The sequence below is a fragment of the Streptomyces gelaticus genome, assembly GCF_014649535.1.
GTDB classification, from domain to species: domain Bacteria; phylum Actinomycetota; class Actinomycetes; order Streptomycetales; family Streptomycetaceae; genus Streptomyces; species Streptomyces gelaticus.
Map to the genome: position 1 here is coordinate 44,941 of NZ_BMTF01000026.1, position 20,322 is coordinate 65,262.

At 72.0% G+C, this 20,322-nt stretch carries 18 protein-coding genes; 5 read left to right on the forward strand and 13 right to left on the reverse strand.

Features of this window, described 5'->3' with window-relative positions:
- Positions 1-166: 166 nt before the first annotated feature.
- Positions 167-793: a pyridoxamine 5'-phosphate oxidase gene (gene pdxH, locus IE107_RS28640; RefSeq protein ID WP_189547300.1), complete on the reverse strand. Its 627-nt coding sequence runs from the start codon at positions 791-793 to the stop codon at positions 167-169.
- Positions 794-1,032: 239 nt separating this feature from the next.
- Here pdxH and IE107_RS28645 point away from each other — a divergent pair, with 239 nt between their 5' ends.
- Complete coding sequence (locus IE107_RS28645) at positions 1,033-2,142, forward strand: citrate synthase 2 (protein ID WP_189547245.1); 1,110 nt, start codon at positions 1,033-1,035, stop codon at positions 2,140-2,142.
- Between the two features lie 21 nt (positions 2,143-2,163).
- Here the strand turns inward: IE107_RS28645 and IE107_RS28650 are convergent, their stop codons facing one another.
- The 9 genes from IE107_RS28650 to IE107_RS28690 all read right to left on the reverse strand — a co-directional run bounded on the left by IE107_RS28650 (position 2,164) and on the right by IE107_RS28690 (position 11,656).
- Entirely contained in the window at positions 2,164-2,748 is a 585-nt protein-coding gene (locus tag IE107_RS28650) for a hypothetical protein (RefSeq protein ID WP_189547246.1), read from the reverse strand.
- 13 nt (positions 2,749-2,761) lie between these two features.
- The gene (locus IE107_RS28655; RefSeq protein WP_189547247.1) at positions 2,762-3,355 is read right to left on the reverse strand and encodes a TetR/AcrR family transcriptional regulator; all 594 of its coding nucleotides are present in this window, start codon (positions 3,353-3,355) and stop codon (positions 2,762-2,764) included.
- On the reverse strand, positions 3,343-4,080 hold the full coding sequence (locus tag IE107_RS28660) for an enoyl-CoA hydratase family protein (protein ID WP_189547248.1): 738 nt from the start codon (positions 4,078-4,080) through the stop codon (positions 3,343-3,345). The genes IE107_RS28655 and IE107_RS28660 overlap by 13 nt, the downstream gene beginning before the upstream one ends.
- On the reverse strand, positions 4,077-4,241 hold the full coding sequence (locus IE107_RS28665; protein ID WP_189547308.1) for a hypothetical protein: 165 nt from the start codon (positions 4,239-4,241) through the stop codon (positions 4,077-4,079). The genes IE107_RS28660 and IE107_RS28665 overlap by 4 nt, the downstream gene beginning before the upstream one ends.
- A gap of 82 nt (positions 4,242-4,323) precedes the next feature.
- The gene (locus tag IE107_RS28670; RefSeq protein WP_189547249.1) at positions 4,324-5,484 is read right to left on the reverse strand and encodes an acyl-CoA dehydrogenase family protein; all 1,161 of its coding nucleotides are present in this window, start codon (positions 5,482-5,484) and stop codon (positions 4,324-4,326) included.
- On the reverse strand, positions 5,481-7,445 hold the full coding sequence (locus tag IE107_RS28675; RefSeq protein ID WP_189547250.1) for an acetyl/propionyl/methylcrotonyl-CoA carboxylase subunit alpha: 1,965 nt from the start codon (positions 7,443-7,445) through the stop codon (positions 5,481-5,483). The genes IE107_RS28670 and IE107_RS28675 overlap by 4 nt, the downstream gene beginning before the upstream one ends.
- Positions 7,446-7,551: 106 nt before the next feature.
- The gene (locus IE107_RS28680; protein WP_189547251.1) at positions 7,552-9,150 is read right to left on the reverse strand and encodes an acyl-CoA carboxylase subunit beta; all 1,599 of its coding nucleotides are present in this window, start codon (positions 9,148-9,150) and stop codon (positions 7,552-7,554) included.
- A complete protein-coding gene (locus IE107_RS28685; RefSeq protein WP_189547252.1) occupies positions 9,147-10,862 on the reverse strand; it encodes an acyclic terpene utilization AtuA family protein in 1,716 nt (571 codons plus the stop codon). The genes IE107_RS28680 and IE107_RS28685 overlap by 4 nt, the downstream gene beginning before the upstream one ends.
- Positions 10,859-11,656, reverse strand: a complete 798-nt coding sequence (locus IE107_RS28690) for a TIGR03084 family metal-binding protein (protein WP_189547253.1) — start codon at positions 11,654-11,656, stop codon at positions 10,859-10,861. Before IE107_RS28690 ends, IE107_RS28685 begins: the two co-directional genes overlap by 4 nt.
- Before the next feature lie 174 nt (positions 11,657-11,830).
- Here IE107_RS28690 and IE107_RS28695 point away from each other — a divergent pair, with 174 nt between their 5' ends.
- A complete protein-coding gene (locus tag IE107_RS28695; protein WP_189547254.1) occupies positions 11,831-12,349 on the forward strand; it encodes a hypothetical protein in 519 nt (172 codons plus the stop codon).
- A gap of 28 nt (positions 12,350-12,377) precedes the next feature.
- On the opposite strand, the gene IE107_RS28700 is transcribed toward IE107_RS28695, so the two are convergent.
- Together IE107_RS28700 and IE107_RS28705 are read right to left on the reverse strand one after the other, a co-directional pair.
- Positions 12,378-12,806, reverse strand: coding sequence for a DUF3592 domain-containing protein (locus tag IE107_RS28700; protein WP_189547255.1), 429 nt, complete (start codon positions 12,804-12,806; stop codon positions 12,378-12,380).
- Between the two features lie 81 nt (positions 12,807-12,887).
- Entirely contained in the window at positions 12,888-13,856 is a 969-nt protein-coding gene (locus IE107_RS28705) for an EamA family transporter (RefSeq protein ID WP_189547256.1), read from the reverse strand.
- A 150-nt stretch (positions 13,857-14,006) separates the two neighbouring features.
- Here IE107_RS28705 and IE107_RS28710 point away from each other — a divergent pair, with 150 nt between their 5' ends.
- The 3 genes from IE107_RS28710 (at position 14,007) to IE107_RS28720 (ending at position 18,898) form a co-directional block, all read left to right on the forward strand.
- Positions 14,007-14,936, forward strand: a complete 930-nt coding sequence (locus IE107_RS28710; protein ID WP_229867304.1) for a LysR family transcriptional regulator — start codon at positions 14,007-14,009, stop codon at positions 14,934-14,936.
- Positions 14,937-15,506: 570 nt separating this feature from the next.
- On the forward strand, positions 15,507-17,906 hold the full coding sequence (locus tag IE107_RS28715; protein WP_189547258.1) for an SdrD B-like domain-containing protein: 2,400 nt from the start codon (positions 15,507-15,509) through the stop codon (positions 17,904-17,906).
- A 311-nt stretch (positions 17,907-18,217) separates the two neighbouring features.
- Complete coding sequence (locus IE107_RS28720; RefSeq protein WP_189547301.1) at positions 18,218-18,898, forward strand: hypothetical protein; 681 nt, start codon at positions 18,218-18,220, stop codon at positions 18,896-18,898.
- Positions 18,899-18,905: 7 nt separating this feature from the next.
- Here the strand turns inward: IE107_RS28720 and IE107_RS28725 are convergent, their stop codons facing one another.
- On the reverse strand, positions 18,906-20,117 hold the full coding sequence (locus IE107_RS28725) for a right-handed parallel beta-helix repeat-containing protein (protein ID WP_229867312.1): 1,212 nt from the start codon (positions 20,115-20,117) through the stop codon (positions 18,906-18,908).
- Positions 20,118-20,322 lie beyond the last annotated feature (205 nt).

Below are 20,322 nucleotides of genomic sequence, written 5' to 3' on the forward strand. Positions count from 1 at the left end.
GGGCTGACGCCCGTTGTCGCGCTCTTTGCAGTGCAGGCCGGTCGTCGGCCAATCCCAAGCAGTCACCGACCCGCAGGCTCGCCGGTAAGTCCGGCCGGCCCCTCCGCAAGGAGGGACCAGAGCCTGCGGGTTTCTGCATGTCCGAAGGGGCCGTGCCGGCCAGGCCCTACGGGCACAGGCGCTCGACGCGCCACTGCTCGCCCTCGCGCACGTACCTCAGCCGGTCGTGCAGCCGGTTCTCGTGGCCCTGCCAGAACTCGATCGTGTCGGGGACGACGCGGAAGCCGCCCCAATGCGGGGGCGCGGGGACCTGTTCACCCTCGGGGTAGCGGGCCGCCAGCTCCTCGTAGCGGGCGAGCAGCTCGTCGCGGGAGCCGATCACGGCGGACTGGGGGCTCGCCCAGGCGCCGAGCTGGGAGCCGTGCGGGCGGGTACGGAAGTAGGCCACCGTCTCGTCGCGGCCGATCCGGTCCGCCCGGCCGGTGACGATGACCTGGCGGGCCATCGGGTGCCAGGGGAAGAGCAGCGAGACGTACGGGTTGGCGGTGAGTTCGCGGCCCTTGCGGGACTCGTAGTTGGTGAAGAAGACAAAGCCGCGCGCGTCGTACTTCTTCAGCAGCACGGTGCGTGAGGACGGCCGGCCCTCGGGGGTGGCGGTGGAGACCACCATGGCGTTGGGCTCGTGGAGCAACCCTCCCACGGCGACCTGCCGGAACCAGTGGGCGAACTGCTGCATCGGGTCGGCGGCCAGCGTGTCCTCGGTGAAGCCCTCGGAGCGGTACTGCTCGCGCATCGCGGCCGGATCGGTGGTGGAATCGGAGGGGGAGTCTGCGGTGGGCACGGGGTCATCCTGCCGCAGCGGTCGAGTGGGCCCGGCAAGGAGGGGTAGGGAGCGCGGTGGGCAGTGGTCCGGGGCGGTGCCGATTCGGGGTGCTGTGCCGGATGTCACGCTTCCCCGTGTCGGGGTAAGCCGCCAATATCTTGAGGCAGGCCACTGTGGCCTCCGCAGAGCCGTCGACCGAGGGAGCCGCCATGTCCGACTTCGTACCGGGACTAGAGGGAGTCGTCGCCTTCGAGACGGAGATCGCCGAACCGGACAAGGAAGGCGGTGCGCTCCGCTACCGGGGTGTCGACATCGAGGATCTCGTCGGCCATGTGTCGTTCGGCAACGTCTGGGGCCTGCTGGTCGACGGGGCGTTCAACCCCGGTCTGCCGCCCGCCGAGCCGTTCCCGATCCCGGTGCACTCCGGGGACATCCGGGTCGATGTGCAGTCCGCGCTGGCGATGCTCGCCCCGGTGTGGGGCCTGAGGCCACTGCTCGACATCGACGAGGAGACCGCGCGCAACGACCTGGCGCGGGCCGCCGTGATGGCGCTGTCGTACGTCGCCCAGTCGGCGCGCGGGCAGGGGCTGCCGATGGTCCCGCAGAGCGAGATCGACAAGGCGCAGTCGGTGGTCGAGCGGTTCATGATCCGCTGGCGGGGCGAGCCGGACCCCAAGCATGTGAAGGCCGTCGACGCGTACTGGACGTCGGCCGCCGAGCACGGCATGAACGCCTCGACGTTCACCGCCCGCGTCATCGCGTCGACCGGCGCCGACGTGGCGGCGGCGCTGTCGGGCGCGGTGGGTGCGATGTCGGGGCCGCTGCACGGTGGTGCGCCGTCCCGGGTGCTCGGCATGATCGAGGAGATCGAGCGGACCGGCGACGCCGTCGCGTACGTGAAGAAGGCCCTGGACAAGGGCGAGCGGCTGATGGGCTTCGGGCACCGGGTCTACCGGGCGGAGGACCCGCGGGCGCGAGTACTGCGGCGCACGGCCGAGGAGCTGGGCGCGCCGCGCTTCGAGGTGGCGCAGGCGCTGGAGAAGGCCGCCCTGGAGGAGCTGCACGCGCGGCGCCCGGACCGGGTGCTGGCGACGAACGTCGAGTTCTGGGCGGCGATCATGCTGGACTTCGCGGAGGTTCCGGCGCACATGTTCACGTCGATGTTCACCTGCGCGCGCACGGCGGGCTGGTCGGCGCACATCCTGGAGCAGAAGCGGACGGGGCGGCTGGTGCGTCCGTCGGCGCGGTACGTCGGTCCGGGGGCGCGCGACCCGCGGGAGATCGAGGGGTACGACCAGCTCGCGGATCTTGGGAATTGAGCCCGATCCGAACGGGAGACCCTAGAGCTTGCCGCGGAGTGTGACGGTGCGGTGTCCGCCGAGGCGGCGCCGCACCTCCTGCTCGAAGTCGGGGGTCAGCTCCGCCCAGTTCCAGAAGGTGAGGCCGAGCTGCCCGCAGGCGTAGTAGCCGTCCTCCCAGCTCCATCGGTCGATGCCGGAGGGCCGGTGGCAGGAGGTGCATTCCACGGCCCCTTCGCCGCCCTTCTCCCAGTCCTCGAACCGGCCCGCGAACGGTTCCCAGGCATCGTCGACCGGGCACCAGGTGTCGTCGACCAGGCGGATGGTCGTGGCGCAGAGCGGACAGGTGGCCACGCCGGCCTCACCCTGGCCGCTGTCGAAGACGGTTCTTCCGGTCGCAATGTAGAGGCCGTTGCTCCACAGCTCGACCGGTTCGGGGTCGTCGACGGCCTTGGCGTAGTTCGGTCCTGGCGCGTTGCCGTAGCCGTCTGCATCGAGGACGCAGTCGGTGCGCTCGGCGTCGACGATTCCGTCGGCGATCAGCCGGTCCAGGAGCACGGCGCCGAGCCGTGCGGCGTCCTGTTCGGTGGCGTCGAGGTCGACGATGGTCTGGAAGTAATCACCCACAGGTCCCCCGTGGTCAGTCGAGTACGTCGTCCAGCAGCAGCGCCCACTGTGCCACGACCCTCTGACGGCGGGCGGTGTCGTCGGTGAGGACGTTGGCAAGGCCGAGGCCGCGGGCCATGTCGAGGAGGCCCTGGACGGTTTCGCGCACACCGGGCCTGGTCTCGTCGGCGCCCAGCAGTTCGACGGCGATGCGGTGGGTCTCGCGGCCGACGCGGGCTTCGAGTTCGGTGACGCGGGGGCGGAGCTGTGCCTCGTTGGAGGCGGCGACCCAGAGTTGGAGCGCGGCGCGGAAGAGCGGGCCGGTGTAGAGGTCGACCAGTGCGGCGACGACGTCCGTGCGGCCCTGGACGGGCAGGGCGCGCAGCGCGGCGGAGCGTTCCTCGGCGACGTATTCGACGGCTGCGGTGAACAGGTCCTCGCGGGTGGGGAAGTGGTGCTGGGCGGCGCCCCGTGAGACGCCCGCGCGTTCGGCGACGACGGAGACGGTGGAGCCCGCCCAGCCGTGTTCGGCGAGGCAGGCGACGGCGGCTTCGAGGAGCCGGCGGCGGGTGGCCCGGCTGCGGTCCTGCTTGGGGGTCCGGTCGGTGGGGGGCGTCACAACACCCATGCGGGCTCCCGTCGTTCGAGGAAGGCCGTCATTCCTTCCCGTGCCTCGGCGGAGGCGAAGAGGGCCGCCGAGCGGGCGATGAGGTCTTCGGCATGCTGGTCGAAATTCTTCAGCACACTAGCCGTGACCAGCTCCTTCGATGCCGTCAGCCCCTGGGGGGACGCCTTGCGCAGGCCGTCCAGGACGGGGGCGAGGCCCTGGTCCACCTCTTCGGCGGCGAGCGTGATCAGGCCGATGCGGGCGGCCTCGGTGGCGTCGAAGCGTTCTCCGGTGAGGTAGTAGCGGGCGGCGGCGCGCGGGTCGGTGCGGGGCAGCAGGGGCAGGGAGATGACGGCGGGGGCGAGGCCGAGCCGGGATTCGGTGAGGGCGAAGGTGGCTCCGGGGCCGGCCGCGGAGATGTCGCAGGCACCGAGCAGGCCGAGGCCGCCCGCCCGTACATGGCCGGTGACCCGGGCGACGACGGGTTTGGGCAGGGCGATGATCTGCCGCATCAGCGCGACGAGGGCGTGCGGCTCGGGCGGTGCGGTGAGGTCGGCGCCGGCGCAGAAGGTGTTGCCGGTGTGGGTGAGGACGACGGCCCGTACGGTGTCGTCGGCCGCGCAGGCGTCCAGGGCGGTGGCGAGCTCGCCGACCAGGGCCGCGGAGAGTGCGTTGCGGTTGGCGGGCGAGTCGAGGGTGAGCGTGGTGATGCCCCGGTCGTGGGCGGGGGCGGCGAGCGCCGTCATGGGGGGGTCGTCTCCTTCTGGTGTCCTCGGCCGGTGGTGGTCCGGCGGGCGGAGGAGTCGCGGAGCTGTTCGGCGTACTCCTCCGCCGTGGCGAGCGGATGGACGGTGGTGGCGGTGGCTCCCAGGACCGCGTCAGGGACGGGCAGGCCGAGTGCCCGCACGGCCGGGTGGTCGCTGCGGAACGTGTGCGCCGTGGCGGTGGGCCCGTCGGAGCGGCGGTGCGGGGAGACGGACTGCCGTGTGTCAGTACGACTTGGGCAGGCCCAGGGACTGGTGGGAGACGTAGTTCAGGATCATTTCCCGGCTGACGGGGGCGATCCGGGCGACGCGGGCCGCCGTGATCAGGGAGGCGAGGCCGTACTCGCGGGTGAGGCCGTTGCCGCCGAGGGTGTGGACGGCCTGGTCGACGGCCTTGACGCAGGCTTCGCCGGCCGCGTACTTCGCCATGTTGGCGGCCTCGCCGGCGCCGATGTCGTCGCCGTCGTCGTAGAGCCGGGCGGCCTTCTGCATCATCAGCCGGGCCAGTTCCAGTTCGATGTGGGCCTGGGCGAGGGGGTGGGCGATGGCCTGGTGGGAGCCGATGGGTTCCTTCCACACCTGGCGGGTCTTCGCGTAGTCGACGGCGCGGGCGAGTGCGTAGCGGCCCATGCCGATGCCGAACGCGGCGGTCATGATGCGTTCGGGGTTGAGTCCGGCGAAGAGCTGGAGGAGTCCGGCATCCTCGTCCCCCACCAGGGCGTCGGCGGGCAGCCGTACGTCGTCGAGGACCAGCTCGAACTGCTTCTCCGGGGCCTGGAGTTCCATGTCGATCTGCGAGCGCCGGAAGCCCGGGGCGTCGCGGGGGACGATGAAGAGGCAGGGCTTGAGCCTGCCGGACCTGGCGTCCTCGGTGCGGCCGACGACGAGGGTGGCGTCGGCGATGTCGACGCCGGAGACGAAGACCTTGCGGCCGGTGAGCAGCCAGTCCTCGCCGTCCTTGCGGGCGGTGGTGGTGATGCGGTGGGAGTTGGACCCGGCGTCGGGTTCGGTGATCCCGAAGGCCATGGTGAGGCTGCCGTCGGCGAGGCCGGGGAGCCACTGCCGCTGCTGGGCCTCGGTGCCGAAGCGGGCGATGACGGTGCCGCAGATCGCCGGGGAGACCACCATCATGAGCAGCGGGCTGCCTGCCGCGCCCAATTCCTCCAGGACGATGGAGAGTTCGGCCATGCCGCCGCCTCCGCCGCCGTACTCCTCGGGCAGGTTCACGCCGAGATAGCCGAGCTTGGCGGCTTCGGCCCACAGTTCGCGCGGATGGGCGCCGCCACGGACGACGGAGGTGGTGTAGTCGCGTCCGTAGCGCTTTCCGAGGGCGGCGACGGCGGCGCGCAGGGCCTGGTGCTCTTCGGTTTCGAGGACGGTGCTCATTGCTTCGGTTCCTCCTGTACGTCTTGCACGACGGCGAGCAGGGCGCCGACCTCCACCTGGAGGCCGGGGGCGGCGTGGAGCGCGGTGAGGGTGCCGGAGGCGGGGGCGAGGATGCGGTGTTCCATCTTCATCGCCTCCAGCCAGATCAGGGGCGCTCCGGCCGCGACCGCCGTCCCGGCGGTGAGGCCTTCGGCGACGCGGACGACGGTGCCGGGCATGGGGGCGAGCAGCGAGCCGGGTTCGGTCCGGTCGGTGGGGTCGGTGAAGCGGGGCAGGGCGGTGAAGGTGTACGAGCCGCCGGCGGTGTCCACGTACGTCTTGTCGCCGTGGACGGCGATGTCGAAGTGGCGGGTGATGCCGCCGGTTTCGAGGGTGACGCGGTCGGGCCCGGCGGCGATGACGCGTTCTCCGGTCTCGGGGACGGGGCCGGTGCGGGTGGTGCGGTAGGCGGGCTCGTGTTCGGTGCCGTCGGGTTCGGCGCGGTAGCGCTTGGTCCGGGGCTGCGAGGAGATGTTGCGCCAGGCGCCGAGGCGGACGGGGCCCGGTCCGGGGCCGTGCTGCCGGGCGGCGGCGTCGGCGAGTGCGGCGGCCAGGGCGGCGAGGCGCGGCCCGGCTTCGTCCGGGGCCGGGGCCTGGGTGAGGGCGTCCAGGTGGCGGTCGTAGAAGCCGGTGTCGAGGCGGGCGGCGAGGAAGTCGGGGTGGCGCAGGGACCGTACGAGCAGCTCGCGGTTGGTGACCGGGCCGTGGATGCGGGCGTCCTCCAGGGCGCGGGTGAGGAGGCGTACGGCTTCGGTGCGGGTGGGGGCGTGGGCGATGACCTTGGCGAGCATCGGGTCGTAGTGCACGCCGATGGTGTCGCCGCCGGTGTATCCGGTGTCCAGGCGCAGTCCGGGTGCCTCGGGCACATGGAGTGTGTGCAGTGCTCCGGTCTGCGGCTGCCAGTCGCGGGCGGGGTCCTCGGCGTAGAGACGGGCCTCGACGGCGTGGCCGTGCGGTGCGGGCGGTGCGGTGTCGGGCAGTGGTTCGCCCTCGGCGATGCGGAGCTGGAGGGCGACGAGGTCGAGTCCGAAGACCGCTTCGGTGACGGGGTGTTCGACCTGTAGGCGGGTGTTCATCTCCAGGAAGTACGGGCGCCCGTCGGCGGCGAGGAGGAATTCGACGGTGCCCGCGCCCCGGTAGCCGACGGCCTGCGCGGCGGCCACGGCGGCGTCGTGCAACCGGGTCCGCAGCGCGTCGTCGAGGCCGGGTGCGGGGGCTTCCTCGACGACCTTCTGGTGGCGTCGCTGGAGGGAGCAGTCGCGGGTGCCGAGCGCCCAGACCCCGCCGTGCCCGTCGGCCATGACCTGGACCTCGACGTGCCGGCCGCGTTCCACGTACGGCTCGGCGAAGACCTCGCCGTCCCCGAACGCGGCCGCGGCCTCGGCGGCCGCCGCCGTCAGTTCCGCGGGCAGGTCGGCGAGTTCGCGCACGATCCGCATCCCGCGTCCGCCGCCGCCCGCCGCCGCCTTGAGCAGCAGCGGCAGGTCGTCGGCGGTGGCCCGTTCCGGGTCGACGGGGGCGAGCAGCGGCACCCCGGCGGCGGCCATCAGTTCCTTGGCGCGGGTCTTGGACGCCATCAGTTCGATGGCCTTGACCGGCGGGCCGACCCAGGCGAGCCCGGCGTCCTGCACGGCACGGGCGAATCCGGCGTTCTCGGAGAGGAAGCCGTAGCCGGGGTGAACGGCGTCGGCACCGGCCGCGAGCGCGGCGCGTACGACGAGGTCGCCGCGGAGGTAGGTGTCGGCCGGGGCGGCGCCGGGCAGCCGTACGGCGGTGTCGGCCTCCCGCACGTGGAGCGCGCCGGCGTCCGCGTCGGAGTACACCGCGACGGTGGCGATGCCGAGCGCGCGGCAGGTGCGGAAGATCCGGCAGGCGATCTCGCCCCTGTTGGCGACGAGGAGCGATCGAATCGTGGCAGGCATGAGAAAGACTCTTTCCACTAGGACACCGCAACCATCAATTGAGGAACCCCTGCGGCGAGCAACCCCCTCCGCGAGAGCGGCGGCGGTTCAGCCGCAAAAGACGTCCTCACATCCGGAAGATGCCGAAGCCACCGCGGGCGCCTTCGACCGGGGCGGTGTGGATCGCGGACAGGCACATCCCGAGGACGGTCCTGGTGTCGCGCGGGTCGATGACCCCGTCGTCGTACAGCCGCCCGGAGAGGAACACGGGCAGCGACTCGGACTCGATCTGCTGCTCGACCATGGCGCGCAGTCCGGCGTCGGCCTCGTCGTCGTAGGGCTGCCCCTTCGCGGCGGCGGAGGCACGGGCGACGATGGACAGCACCCCGGCGAGCTGCTGCGGGCCCATGACGGCGGACTTGCTGCCGGGCCAGGCGAAGAGGAAGCGCGGGTCGTACGCCCGGCCGCACATGCCGTAGTGCCCGGCCCCGTACGAGGCGCCCATCAGCACGGACAGGTGCGGGACCTTCGAGTTCGACACCGCGTTGATCATCATCGCGCCGTGCTTGATGATGCCGCCCTGCTCGTACTCCTTGCCGACCATGTAGCCGGTGGTGTTGTGCAGGAAGACCAGCGGGATGTCGCGCTGGTTGGCGAGCTGGATGAACTGGGCGGCCTTCTGCGACTCCTCGCTGAACAGCACGCCCTGCGCGTTGGCGAGGATGCCGACGGGGTAGCCGTGGAGCCTCGCCCAGCCGGTCACGAGGCTGGTCCCGTACAGCGGTTTGAACGCGTCGAAGTCGGAGCCGTCGACGAGCCGGGCGATGACCTCGCGCGGGTCGAAGGGCACCTTCAGGTCGCCGGGCACGATGCCGATCAGCTCGTCCTGGTCGTACTTCGGCGGCTCGGCGGGGCCCGGATCGGCGTGCGCCTTGCGCCAGTTGAGGCGGGCGACGATCCGGCGGGCCTGGCGCAGCGCGTCCTGCTCGTCGACGGCGAAGTGGTCGGCGAGCCCGGAGGTGCGGGCGTGCATCTCGGCGCCTCCGAGCGATTCGTCGTCGCTCTCCTCGCCGGTCGCCATCTTGACCAGGGGCGGTCCGCCGAGGAAGACCTTGGACCGTTCCTTGATCATGACGGTGTGGTCGGACATGCCCGGGACGTACGCCCCGCCCGCGGTCGAGTTCCCGAAGACGACGGCGACGGTCGGGATTCCGGCCGCGGAGAGCCGGGTGAGGTCGCGGAACAGTGCCCCGCCAGGGATGAAGATCTCCTTCTGCGAGGGGAGGTCGGCGCCGCCCGACTCGACGAGGCTGATGCAGGGCAGCCGGTTGGCGAAGGCGATCTCGTTGGCCCGCAGAGCCTTCTTCAGGGTCCAGGGGTTGGAGGCGCCGCCGCGTACGGTCGGGTCGTTGGCGGTGATCAGACACTCCACGCCCTCGATCACCCCGATCCCGGTGACGATCGAGGCGCCGACCGCATAGTCGCTGCCCCAGGCGGCGAGCGGCGAGAGCTCCAGGAACGGGGTGTCCTCGTCGATCAGCAGCTCGATCCGCTCCCGGGCCAGGAGCTTGCCGCGCGCGCGGTGCCGTGCCACGTACTTCTCACCGCCGCCCGCCTGTGCCTTGGTGTGTTCGGCGGCCAGTTCGTCGAGTTTCGCGAGCATGGCCGTGCGGTTCGCGGCGTATTCGGGGCTCGCGGTGTCGAGCGCGGTGGGCAGGACGGTCATGCGTTGGCCTCCGGTGCGTGGACGGTCTCCAGCAGCGATACGGGAATGGGCAGGTGCCGGGAGCGCAGCCACTCCCCCACCGCCTTGGCCTGCGGATCGAACCGGTGCCGGGCGGCCACGCCCTCGCCCAGCAGCCCGTGAACGGTGAAGTTCAGAGCGCGGAGGTTCGGCAGGACATGGCGTACGACGGTGAGGTCCGCGGTCTCCGGCAGCAGTTCACAAAACCGTTCGACGGTCAGTTCATGGGCCAGCCACCGCCAGGCGTCGTCGTCGACGGCCCACACGCCCACGTTGGCGTCCCCGCCCTTGTCGCCGCTGCGGGCGCCCGCGATCCGGCCGAGCGGGGCGGTACGGGTGGGTCCGGGGTCCGGCAGGGGTTCGGGCAGCGGCGGTTCACCGGCGTCCCGGAGCGGGCACGTCACGGCGGGAGGCGCCAGCTCCTGCCGCCGTCCGTCGGGGAGCACGGCGGTGTGCGGGACCTCGTCGGCCGGTACGTACCGGGCCTCGAACACCCCGTACGGCGCGCCCTTGCCGGGTGGGGCGGTGACGTGGAAGCCGGGATAGCTGCCGAGCGCGAGCTCGATCGCGGCACCGGAGACCGCGCGTCCGACGGTCTCCGGGTCCCGGTCGCGGACGACGAGCCGGAGCAGGGCGCTCGCGCTCTCCTCGGTGGCGGCGTCGGCCCGGTCGGTCCGGGACAGCTCCCAGCGCACCTCGTCGGGTTCGGCGCCCGAGCGGGCGAGCGCGTCGGCGAACTGTGCCTGCACCAGGTGTGCCTTGGCCTCGATGTCGAGGCCGGTGAGCACGAAGACGACCTCGTTGCGCCAGCCACCGAGCCGGTTCAGCCCGACCTTGAGGGTGGGCGGCGGGGCCTCGCCGCGCACCCCGCAGATGCGCACCCGGTCGGGTCCGTCCTGGGTCAGCGTCACGGTGTCGAGCCGGGCGGTGACGTCCGGCCCCGCGTACCGGGCGCCTCCGGTCTCGTACAGCAGCTGGGCGGTGACGGTGCCGAGGTCGACGACTCCGCCGGTGCCGTCGTGCTTGGTGATGACGGACGAGCCGTCGGCGTGGATCTCGGCGACGGGGAAGCCGGGCCGGCGCAGGTCGTGGTCCCGGAAGAACGAGTAGTTCCCGCCGGTGGCCTGGGTGCCGCACTCCAGGACGTGTCCGGCGACGACGGCCCCGGCGAGCGCGTCGAGATCGCCGGGCCCCCAGCCGAACCGGGCCGCGGCGGGTCCGGTGACGAGAGCCGCGTCGGTGACCCGTCCGGTGACGACGACGTCCGCGCCCGCGTCGAGGCAGGCGGCGATCCCGGCGCCGCCGAGGTAGGCGTTGGCGGTGAGGAACCCCTCGGGCACGGGGAGGCTGTCGCCCTCCACATGGGCGACGCGCACGGGGACGCCGACCTTCTGCGCCAACTCCCGCACGGTGTCGGCCAGTCCGGCCGGGTTGAGCCCGCCCGCGTTGGCGACGATCTTCACCCCGCGCTCGTGGGCGAGCCCGAGGCCCTCCTCCAACTGGCGCAGGAAGGTGGTGGCGTAGCCGCGCGCGGGGTCCTTGAGCCTGCTCCGGCCGAGGATGAGCATGGTCAGCTCGGCGAGGTAGTCCCCGGTGAGGACGTCGAGAGGGCCGCCGGTGAGCATCTCGCGGACGGCGTCGAAGCGGTCGCCGTAGAACCCGGAGGCGTTGCCGATTCGCAGTGGTGCGGTCACTTGTCTTCTCCCCGGGGTGCGCGGCCCGGTCCGGCGGGCCCGGCGAAGGCCTGGGCGATGTCGAGCCACTGGTCGGCGTCGGGGCCGGCCGCCCGGACGGCGAGGTCGTCGCGGTGGGCGCGCTGGGTGACCAGGAGGCAGAAGTCGAGGAGCGGGCCGGTGACACGCTGCGGCGCGTCCGACGCCCCGAAGGCGATCAACTCGCTGTCAGATCCTCGGAGTTCCACCCGGAACTCCTCCTCGGGCGCCTTGATCCCCCGTACCAGATAGGCGTAGTCGCGGGCCCGCACCCCGATCCGGGCGACGTGCCGCAGCCGGGCGGTGGGGGTCCTGGTGACTCCGAGGGCGTCGGCGATGTCCTGGCCGTGCGCCCAGGTCTCCATGATCCGGGCGGTCGCCATGGACGCGACGCTCATCGGCGGCCCGTACCAGGGGATGCGCGTGCCCGCCGGAGCGTCCCGCAGCGCCGCCTCCAGCCGCTCCCGCCCGCCGCGCCACCGCGCGAGCAGGGCCTGAGGGGCCAGGGCGGCGGTGATCTCCTCGGCGCCCCGGTCGACGAAGGACTCGGGCGCCTCCATGGCCCTGGCCGCCTCCCCCGCGAAGGCGTCGGCATCGGTGGCGGCCAGCAGCGCGACCTCGTCGGCCCAGGTGAGATGGGCGATCTGATGCGCGATGCTCCAGCCGGGCGCGGGCGTCGGCACGGCCCACTGCTCGGCGGTCAACCCCCGCACCAGTACGTCGAGTTCATCGCTCTCGTCGCGCAGATCGTCGATCACGGCTGCGACTTGGGACACGGTGCGCTCCCCTCGGGGCGTGGCGGTGTGCCCAGGATCATGGCAGCGGAGCAATAAACAAGCAAGCATGCTTGCATTATTTTCCGCAGTATCCCGTTACGCCCCCGGCGGGCGCCGCCCCTGCGGCATTACGCTCGTCGCCATCGACGACACGACGCACGGGGGGCGACGCACATGGAGCGTTCGAGAGGGCCGAGTCGTCGCACCTGGCTGTCGCTGGGCATCGGCGCCGTGGCGGCGGCCGCGGTCGGGGGGACGGTGTACGCATCCGCAGACGGCCCCGTGCCGGACCGCGAGCGGGTACGGACGGATCTCGCCCCGCTGCGGCGCAGGTTCGGCGAGGCGGGGCGGCTGAGCGGGGCGCACTGGCTGGCGTACGACCGGGACGCGGAGGGCCGTTCGTATCTGCCGAGCCCGGACCCGCGGTACCGGGTGGTGGGTACGGCCCGGCTGCCCGCCGGGACCGCGGCCCGGACCGTGGCGGACCCGGCGCACGCCTTCGGACCGGCCGCACCGCACGGGGTGCCGGACGTGCTGGCCGGGTTCCTGCCCGCGCACGCGCGGTGGATGACCAGCGCCTCCTATGACGCGCTGCTCCTGGGCCCCGGCCCGGTGGACGACCTGACGCAGGGGCGGTTCTTCCTCGACGCGGCGACGGACAGCCTGTACTTCGACACCGTCAACCCGGAGTGAGGCCGAACGCGGCAGAGGGCCCGGCGGATCAGGCGACCACGGCGATGACGACCGCCGAGATCGCGGCGAAGACTGCGCCCACCCCGGTGATCACGGTCCTGGCGTGGCGCATACCGAAGGACGGGGCACGGGTCGTCGCGCCCTCGGGGTTCGCGGCGCTGTAGTGGACGGTCACGAAGTCGCCCTTGGCCGGCGTGAGGCGGGACCGGCGCTCCTCGAAGCTCACTGCGCGCCCGTCTCCGGTACGGAACTCCAGGGTGGGGTGGGTGTACAGGACGGGGCCGCCCTCGGGGCTCTGGACCTCCTCGGTGCGCAGGGAGATGCACCGGGCCTCGGCGGTGAGCCCCTCGGCCCAGGCGGCCCGGAGCCGTGGGCCCTGGAGCTGCCGGTCCAGGTTCCTCCCGAACATCACGGCCGCGCCCATGGCGACGACGAAATAGACGGCGGCGACGACCATGGGCTCCCCCGGCGGGATCTCGCGTGACGGGCCGCCATGATCCCGCGTCCGGGGCGGGCCGACAAGGGCCCGCCCCGGACGTCAGGCGCGTTCCCTCGGCCCCGCGCGCCGGGCCTGACTGCGTACCGCGCCCATGCTCGCCCCGATGACGAGCGCGATCGCCAGCGCGTCGGTGGTCGTCAGGGCCTGGCCGAGGATCAGGAAGCCGGCCGTGGCCGCGATCGCCGGTTCCAGGCTCATCAGTATCGCGAAGGTGGGCGCGGGCAGGCGGCGCAGCGCCATGAGTTCGAGGGTGTACGGAAGCACCGAGCTCAGCAGCGCCACCGCCGCGCCCAGCGCCAGCGTGGACGGGACCAGCAGCTTGGAGCCCGACTCCATGACGCCGAGGGGCAATGAGAGGAGCGCGGCGACGACCAGGGCCAGGGCCAGTCCGTCCGCCTGGGGGAAGCGGCGGCCGGTGCGGGCGCTGAAGGCGATGTACGTCGCCCACATCGCGCCCGCGCCGAGCGCGTAGGCGGCGCCGACCGGGTCGAGGCGGTCGAAGCCGCCCCCGCTCAGCAGCACGACGCCGCCCAGCGCGAGCCCGGCCCAGACCAGGTTGCTCAGGCGGCGGGAGGCGAACACCGAGAGGGCGAGCGGGCCCAGCACCTCCAGGGTGACGGCCGCGCCCAGCGGAATGCGGTCGGCCGCCTGGTAGAAGAGCGTGTTCATGCCGCCCATGGCCAGCCCGAAGGCGAGGACCGTGCCCCAGTCGGCGCGCCGGTAGCCGCGCAGCTTCGGGCGGCAGACGACCAGCATGACGAGCGCGGCCACGGCCAGGCGCAGGGTGACGACGCCGAGCGCTCCGGCCCTCGGCATCAGCAGGACCGCGACGGCGGAGCCGAACTGGAGGGAGAGGCCGCCCGCGACCACCAGCGCGACCGGTGCGAGCGCCGTGCCCCGGCTCCTGGGGACCGCGGGGCCCAGGGCGGAGGCCGCCTCTGGTACGGCGACGGCCGCGGCCCGCTCCACGGCCACAGCGGCCCCTGCTGCACTGCGCTGGTCGTCCACCTGCGGTGTTCCTCCCGAATCCGATAGTTCAACCCAATGAACCATTCGATTGAAAATACTGCACTGCGCTCGTGCGGTACGTCCCCTTACGGTAGGTACCTCCGCGTGCCATGTGAAATGTCGATCGCGCTCCGGTTATGCTCCCCGCGCATGAGCATCGGGCGATCCGGGGAAAGCGCTGGTCGCGGTATCGAAGTGCGGCATCTGCGCGCCTTCCTCGCCGTGGCCGACGAGGGCAACGTCACCCGTGCCGCCGCCCGCCTCCGCCTCACCCAGCCCGCGGTCTCCCGCACCCTCGCCGCCCTGGAACAGCACCTCGGCGTCCGGCTCGTCGACCGGTCCACCCACCATCTCGCCCTCACCCCCGAAGGCGTCGTCTTCCGCGACAAGGCCGCCGCCGCGGTCGCCGCCTTCGACGAGGCGCTCGACTCCGGCGGACTGCGTCACTGGCCGCTGCGGCTCGGGCACGCCTGGTCCGCGTTCGGCCCGTACACCACGCCGCTGCTGCGCCGCTGGCAGGAGCTGTATCCCCGGACCCCGCTCGAACTGCTGCGGATCGACGACCGCACCGCCGGACTCACCCGCGGCGAGGTCGATGCCGCGCTGCTGCGCGGGCCCGTCGAGGCGCCCGGCCTCGTCACCGAGGTGCTGTTCGAAGAGGAGCGGGTGGCGGCGGTGGCGGCGGACGGGCCGCTCGCGGGCCGCGCCACGCTCCGGCTCGCCGACCTGGCGGACGAGACCGTCGTCCTCAACACCGTCTCGGGCACCACGACCGTCGACCTGTGGCCACCGGACGGCCGGCCCGCCGCCACGCTCACCGTCGCCAACACCGACGACTGGCTGACCGCCATCGCGGCCGGCCGCGGCGTCGGGGTCTCCGCCGCGTCCACCGCCGGCATGCATCCGCACTCCGGCGTCGCCTACCGCCCGCTCGTCGACGCACCCTCCGTACCCGTACTGCTGGCCCGGCGGGACGCCCCCGGCCATCCGGAACTGCCCGTGCTCGCCGCCCTCGCCCACGAGATCGTGCGACAGGGCATCGCACCACCAGCGGCCGGGGATCTTGCGCAGGGAGGGTGACCGGTCCGGTTCGCGTGCTGCACGATCGACGTGGATTCGACCATCAGTTCACCGGTCGCACATTCGTCCGATCGCCATTCTCCGAGCGCTCGGAGATTATCGCTGATCCCGATGAATGGGAGGGGTTCTGCTGGTGACGGCGAGACCCCAGCGGATAGGCTGTCGCGCGCTGCTCGCGACAGCGGTCGGCAAGGTCAGGGGTGGGGGCGAAGGCACCGTGATCGAGCTGCAGAAACACGCAACCCAGGGCAGCCCTGCCCGAGGTCGTGAACGCGCGTTTGCTTTTCCTGGCCTGCGGCGCTTACAACTCCCCCACAGCGATCACCACAAAGCGGTCCACGCAATAGCAGTGGGCCCTTTTTCCTTCCGTGACGTTCGCGACCGGCGTCCGCGCCCGGGGTCACGAAGGGGATGTGCAGCGAGAAGCGGGTGCTTCGATTTCACGACAAGAGAAGTGTGGAGTGTGATGCCATGAAACGACTCGGCAGAGACTCGCGCCGGTTGGCCTGGAGGCTTGCGGAGCCGCCGGCGCGCATCGCGTTATCTGTTCTTTTACTGGCAGGCGGCGCCGTGGGAGCGACGGCCGGACCGGCCGCCGCTTCAACCACCGACGGCACGCTGACGGTTGAGGTGCTGCGCGACTTCTTCGGCACCGGCGTGGTCAACGCGACGATGGACGTGCCGCAGCGGGGCATGAAGGTGAAGATCTCCGACCCCGCCGGGCACGAAGTCACCGGCGTCACGGATGCCACCGGAAAGGTCGTGGTGTCGCAGTCGACCGTGCTGAGCGGCGGCCGGTACCGCGTCGACGTCAGCATCCCGGCGCCGTACAACGGCTATCTGCGGGCGGCGCCCGCATCGACGGCGGAGAACCACTTCGACAGCTTCACGTCGTTCGTGGATGTGTCGGAGGGAAAGAACGCCTCGGTGGTGACGGGGGTGTGGGATCCGGCCGACTACGCGCTGCCGGACTCGCGGTACTTCGTGCCGGTCCACAACGGCCCCAACGGGAAGGACAACCGGGCGCTGGTGGCGTTCGGGACGAAGACCCGGGGCACGTGTCCCACCGATGTGGCGTGCCCGACCACGCTGGCCACGCAGGACCAGGTGGGCACGACGTTCGGGTTGGCGTACGACAAGGACCGGACCCGGCTGTTCCAGAGCGCGTTCGCCCGCCGGTACGCCCCGTACGGGCCGCAGGGCGGGGGCGCGATCTACACGGTGCCGGTCAACGGCTCGGGTGCGCCGAAGCTGTTCGCGCAGGTGCCGGGCGCCGCGGTGACGCAGCACGACACCGCCAACATGATCAAGGATGCCGGGTTCACCAATGCGCCGGGCAAGGAGAGCATCGGTGGCCTGGCCCTGTCGGAGGACGGCTCCACGCTGTACGCGGTGAACCTGCGGACCCGCAGCCTGGTGAGCTTCGACGCGACAGGGGCCACCGCCGCGGCGCCCAAGTCGACGGTCCCGATCCCGGACCCGGGGTGCGCGAGCCCCGACGACTGGCGGCCGTTCGGTCTCCAGACCCACAACAACACGCTGTACGTCGGCGGCGTGTGCAGCGCGGAGAGCACGCAGCAGCGCGCGGACCTGAAGGCCTTCGTCGCCACCTACGACGGCAAGCGGTTCACCACGGTGCTGAGCCACTCGCTCACGGACAAACGCGGCAGCGTCTTCGGTTCCGGCGACAAGGCCACCCACTGGAACCCGTGGAACACCAGCCTGGACACGTGGGACGACCGGAAGTCGGGCAACGTCTTCATCGATCCGCAGCCGGAGCTGGCCTCCCTCGCCTTCGCCCGCGACGGCTCGATGATCCTGGGATTCCGCGACCGGTTCATGGACGTGCTCGGTTGGGGAGGGCTGGGCCCCCGCCCGGGGGACACTGCGGAAATGGGCATGTCCGGTGGTGACATCACCATGGTCTGCGCCACTCCCACCGGTGAATACCAGTGGGAAGGCACCGGGAGCTGCCCCAACCACGCCACCCCCGCCAACAGTGGCGGCCAGCCCGCCGATGTCGTCGAGTACTTCCCGGGCGACTCCTTCGCCGGCGCGCACCAGGAGACCGCGCTGGGGTCGGTGGCCTACATCCCGCAGCAGCAGTGGGTCGTCAGCACGGAGTTCGACCCGGTCGTCAACGTCGCGACCTCGGGAACCGGGTACCACGACATCTCGACCGGTGAGGGTCCGGGCAACAACCCGACCGCCAACGGGTTCCAGTTCGTCAGCGGGGACCAGGGCGGGTTCGGCAAGGCCGGCGGGCTCGGTGACATCGCGTACGCGGCGGCGAACGCGCCGATCCAGATCGGCAACGTCGTGTGGTTCGACGGCGACCACAACGGGATCCAGGACCCGGGGCACGTACTGCTGCCGGGGGCGACGATCAACCTGCTGGACGCGGACGGCAAACAGGTCGCCACGACCAAAACCAATGCCGCCGGCGAGTACTACTTCGGTGGTGTCGGCGCCGAGTACGAACTCACGCCGGGGGCGAAGTACACGGTGCAGTTCGACGTGTGCACCGCGGACACCAGCCAGGTGCCCGAGCAGCCCCCGGCGAGCGAGTTGAGGTTCACACTCCCGCGGGCCGGTGCCAACCGTGCGCACGACTCCAATGTGACTCCGCCGACCAGCGGATCGTTGTGCAACGGCTACGCGCCTGTCACGGCGCCGGACAAGCCGGGCGGGGTCGATCACACGATCGACGCCGGGGTGTACATCCCGAAGGAAACCCCGACCCCGACTCCGACTCCCACACCGACACCGACTCCGACTCCGACTCCGAAGCCGCCCGCGGCCTCCACGCCGCCTGCCAACCACCCGGCCCCGGCCGGTGGAGGCGGGGGTTCGCTGGCGAGCACCGGTACGCCCGGGCTGGCGGAGATGATCGGCATGGTCGGTCTGCTGGTGGGTGCGGGCCTGGTCATCGCGTTCGTGACCCGGAATCGTCGCGCCCGGCAACACTGAACGAACCGCACAACGGTGATCTGCCCGTCCACGATCCGGACGGTGCGGACGGGCAGATCACGTCTCGGCCGGCCCCACGAGGGCCGGCCTCGGCGTGGTCTGCCACCGGACTGCCGAGTGCCGCCGCGAGCCCGCGGCCGCCGGACGGTGTGGTGATCGAAAGGATGAATCGGAGAGTGTCAGCGTCGAACCGCGTGCGGAGCGCGAGAATCCGGCAAGCCCCACCGGGCCGTCCGGCTGACCGGCGCCGATGGCCACGGTCGCGCCGGGCCGCGGCCGTCATCGGCATCGCGGCCGTCGTGGTGGCCGCGGTGGCCGCGTTCCTGGTCGCCGACGGCGGCTCCGGCGCCGACGGTCCGCGCCCGCTGACGACGGATGAGGCGAGCCGGCTGGCGATCACGCGATTCCGTAACTACCAGGCACAGGGCCGCGCGGTGACGATCACCGTGCCGGGCACCGCCGGCGGGCTGACCGTCACCGGGTCCGTCGACTACCGGCGCAAGGTCGGTTACGGCGTGGTGCACGGCACCGCGCGCAACAAGTCCAGCGACGGGCTGATCCGGTGGACGCCCACCTCGGTGCACGTCCGCCCGATGACGGACGCCCCGGCGCACGCACCCGCGTCGCCGCCCCGTTCGGGCTGGTTCGACCGTCCGCTGCTGTCGACCGGCAGCGCGCTGGACACCTCCCTGTCCATCGCGCTCGGTCTCGGCGGCGACCGGCCGGACAACGCCGAACTGCTGCCGCAGAACGGCGCCGCCTGGTGGGGGCGGGAGTTGGTGGACGGGCGCCGGGTGGACGTCATGACCGGGCCGTCCTCCCCCGACCGCTCCGGTACGGCGGGCAACGTGCGCTACTGGATCGGCTCCGACGGCACCATGTACCGGGTCCGCGTCAGCGTGGCTTCGCAGCCGGAGCCCGTGGTCATCGATTTCGACACCCACAAGTACGTTCCGGTCAAGCCGGTACCCGGAACCACCCCGACCCGGTAGCCGCCGTTCAGGACGTCTGCACCCGCGCGTTCGCGGCGAGCAGGGACGCCGACGGCAGCCGGATGCCCTCCGTCTTCGGCAGGGCCGGGACGGGCGGGACAGCGGTGGCGCCCGCGGTGGCGGCGTCGGGGAACTGCGGCTGCGGAGCAGGCGCCGCGACCTCGGTGAACGGGATGCCACCGGGCGCAGTCGGCGCCGCCCACGTGCCGGCCGACGAGGACGACCCGGCCGGAAGCGGGCAGGCCGCAGTCGTCGCGAGCCGGGCGGGCACGGTGGTGCGCAGATCGTTGTCCCGCAGGCAGTTGCCCCGTCCCCGCGTGGCGGTGGGGAACGTCCAGCCGACGTCGACGCCGTTGCCGGTGAACGTGTTGTCCACGATCTGGTTGCCGACCGGAGGTATGTCGGCGGTCGCGGTGATCACCAGCCCGGCGTTGCGGTTGCCGGCGATGCGGTTGCGGATGAACCGGTTGTCGCTGCCGCCGTCGATGCCGGCGCCGATGCCCCACCCGCCGTCGGCCTGCTCCGGGGTGGCCGTCTGCTGGTTGACGGCGATCAGATTGCCCGCGATGACGGAGCCCTTCTGCGGAAGCAGTTTCTCCTGGTGGTTGGAGTTGGTGGTGAGTCCGACCCGGTTGCCGACCAGGCGGTTGCCGACCACGTACATGTCCTCGCTGGCGTTGGTGCCTTCGTAACCGACCGCGTTGAGTTCGGCGACGTTGTCCCGCACCACGATGTTGCAGGGCTTGCACTGGCCGACATAGATCCCCGAGTCGGCGCTGCCCGACGCGTACGAGTGCTCGATGACGCCGTTCTGGGCGGAGAACGCGTAGATGCCGTACAGACCGTTGCGGGTCGCGGTCACGTGGGAGACCAGGAACGACTTCAGGAAGGTGACGGGCTCGTCGCCGGTGTCGTAGCCGCCGCTTCCCCCCGGCAGGCCGGCGACCGCCTTCGCGGAGCCGGTGACCAGGACCCCGTTCTGCGTGTTGTTCTCCACGGTCAGGTTCTCCACGGCCACCCCGGGCGCCGACACGACGACGCCGTTCGGCTGCTGCAACCGCCCGTCGATGACGACCTTGTCCCGGGACGAACCGCGAAGAGTGACGCGCGCCGTGTCGATCTTCACCGACTCGTGGTACACGCCCGGCGCGACCAGCACCAGGTCACCTGGCCGAGCCAAGGACACCGCATCCGAGATCGTCGGGGCATCGGCAGGCACTCGGATCGTCACATGCGCACCGGCCGGACGCCGGCCCTTGCCCGATTCGCCATCGTCGCCGCAGCCGGTCACCAGTGTCAGCGCGCCCACTACCGCCGCCAACACGCGAAGAGCTAATCGAGGCATGATCCCAGTCTGGCATGCCGCCCAATTCCGCGCCAGAATGGCAGGGTTGACCGGTACGCGCGATTCGGGTGTGGCACTC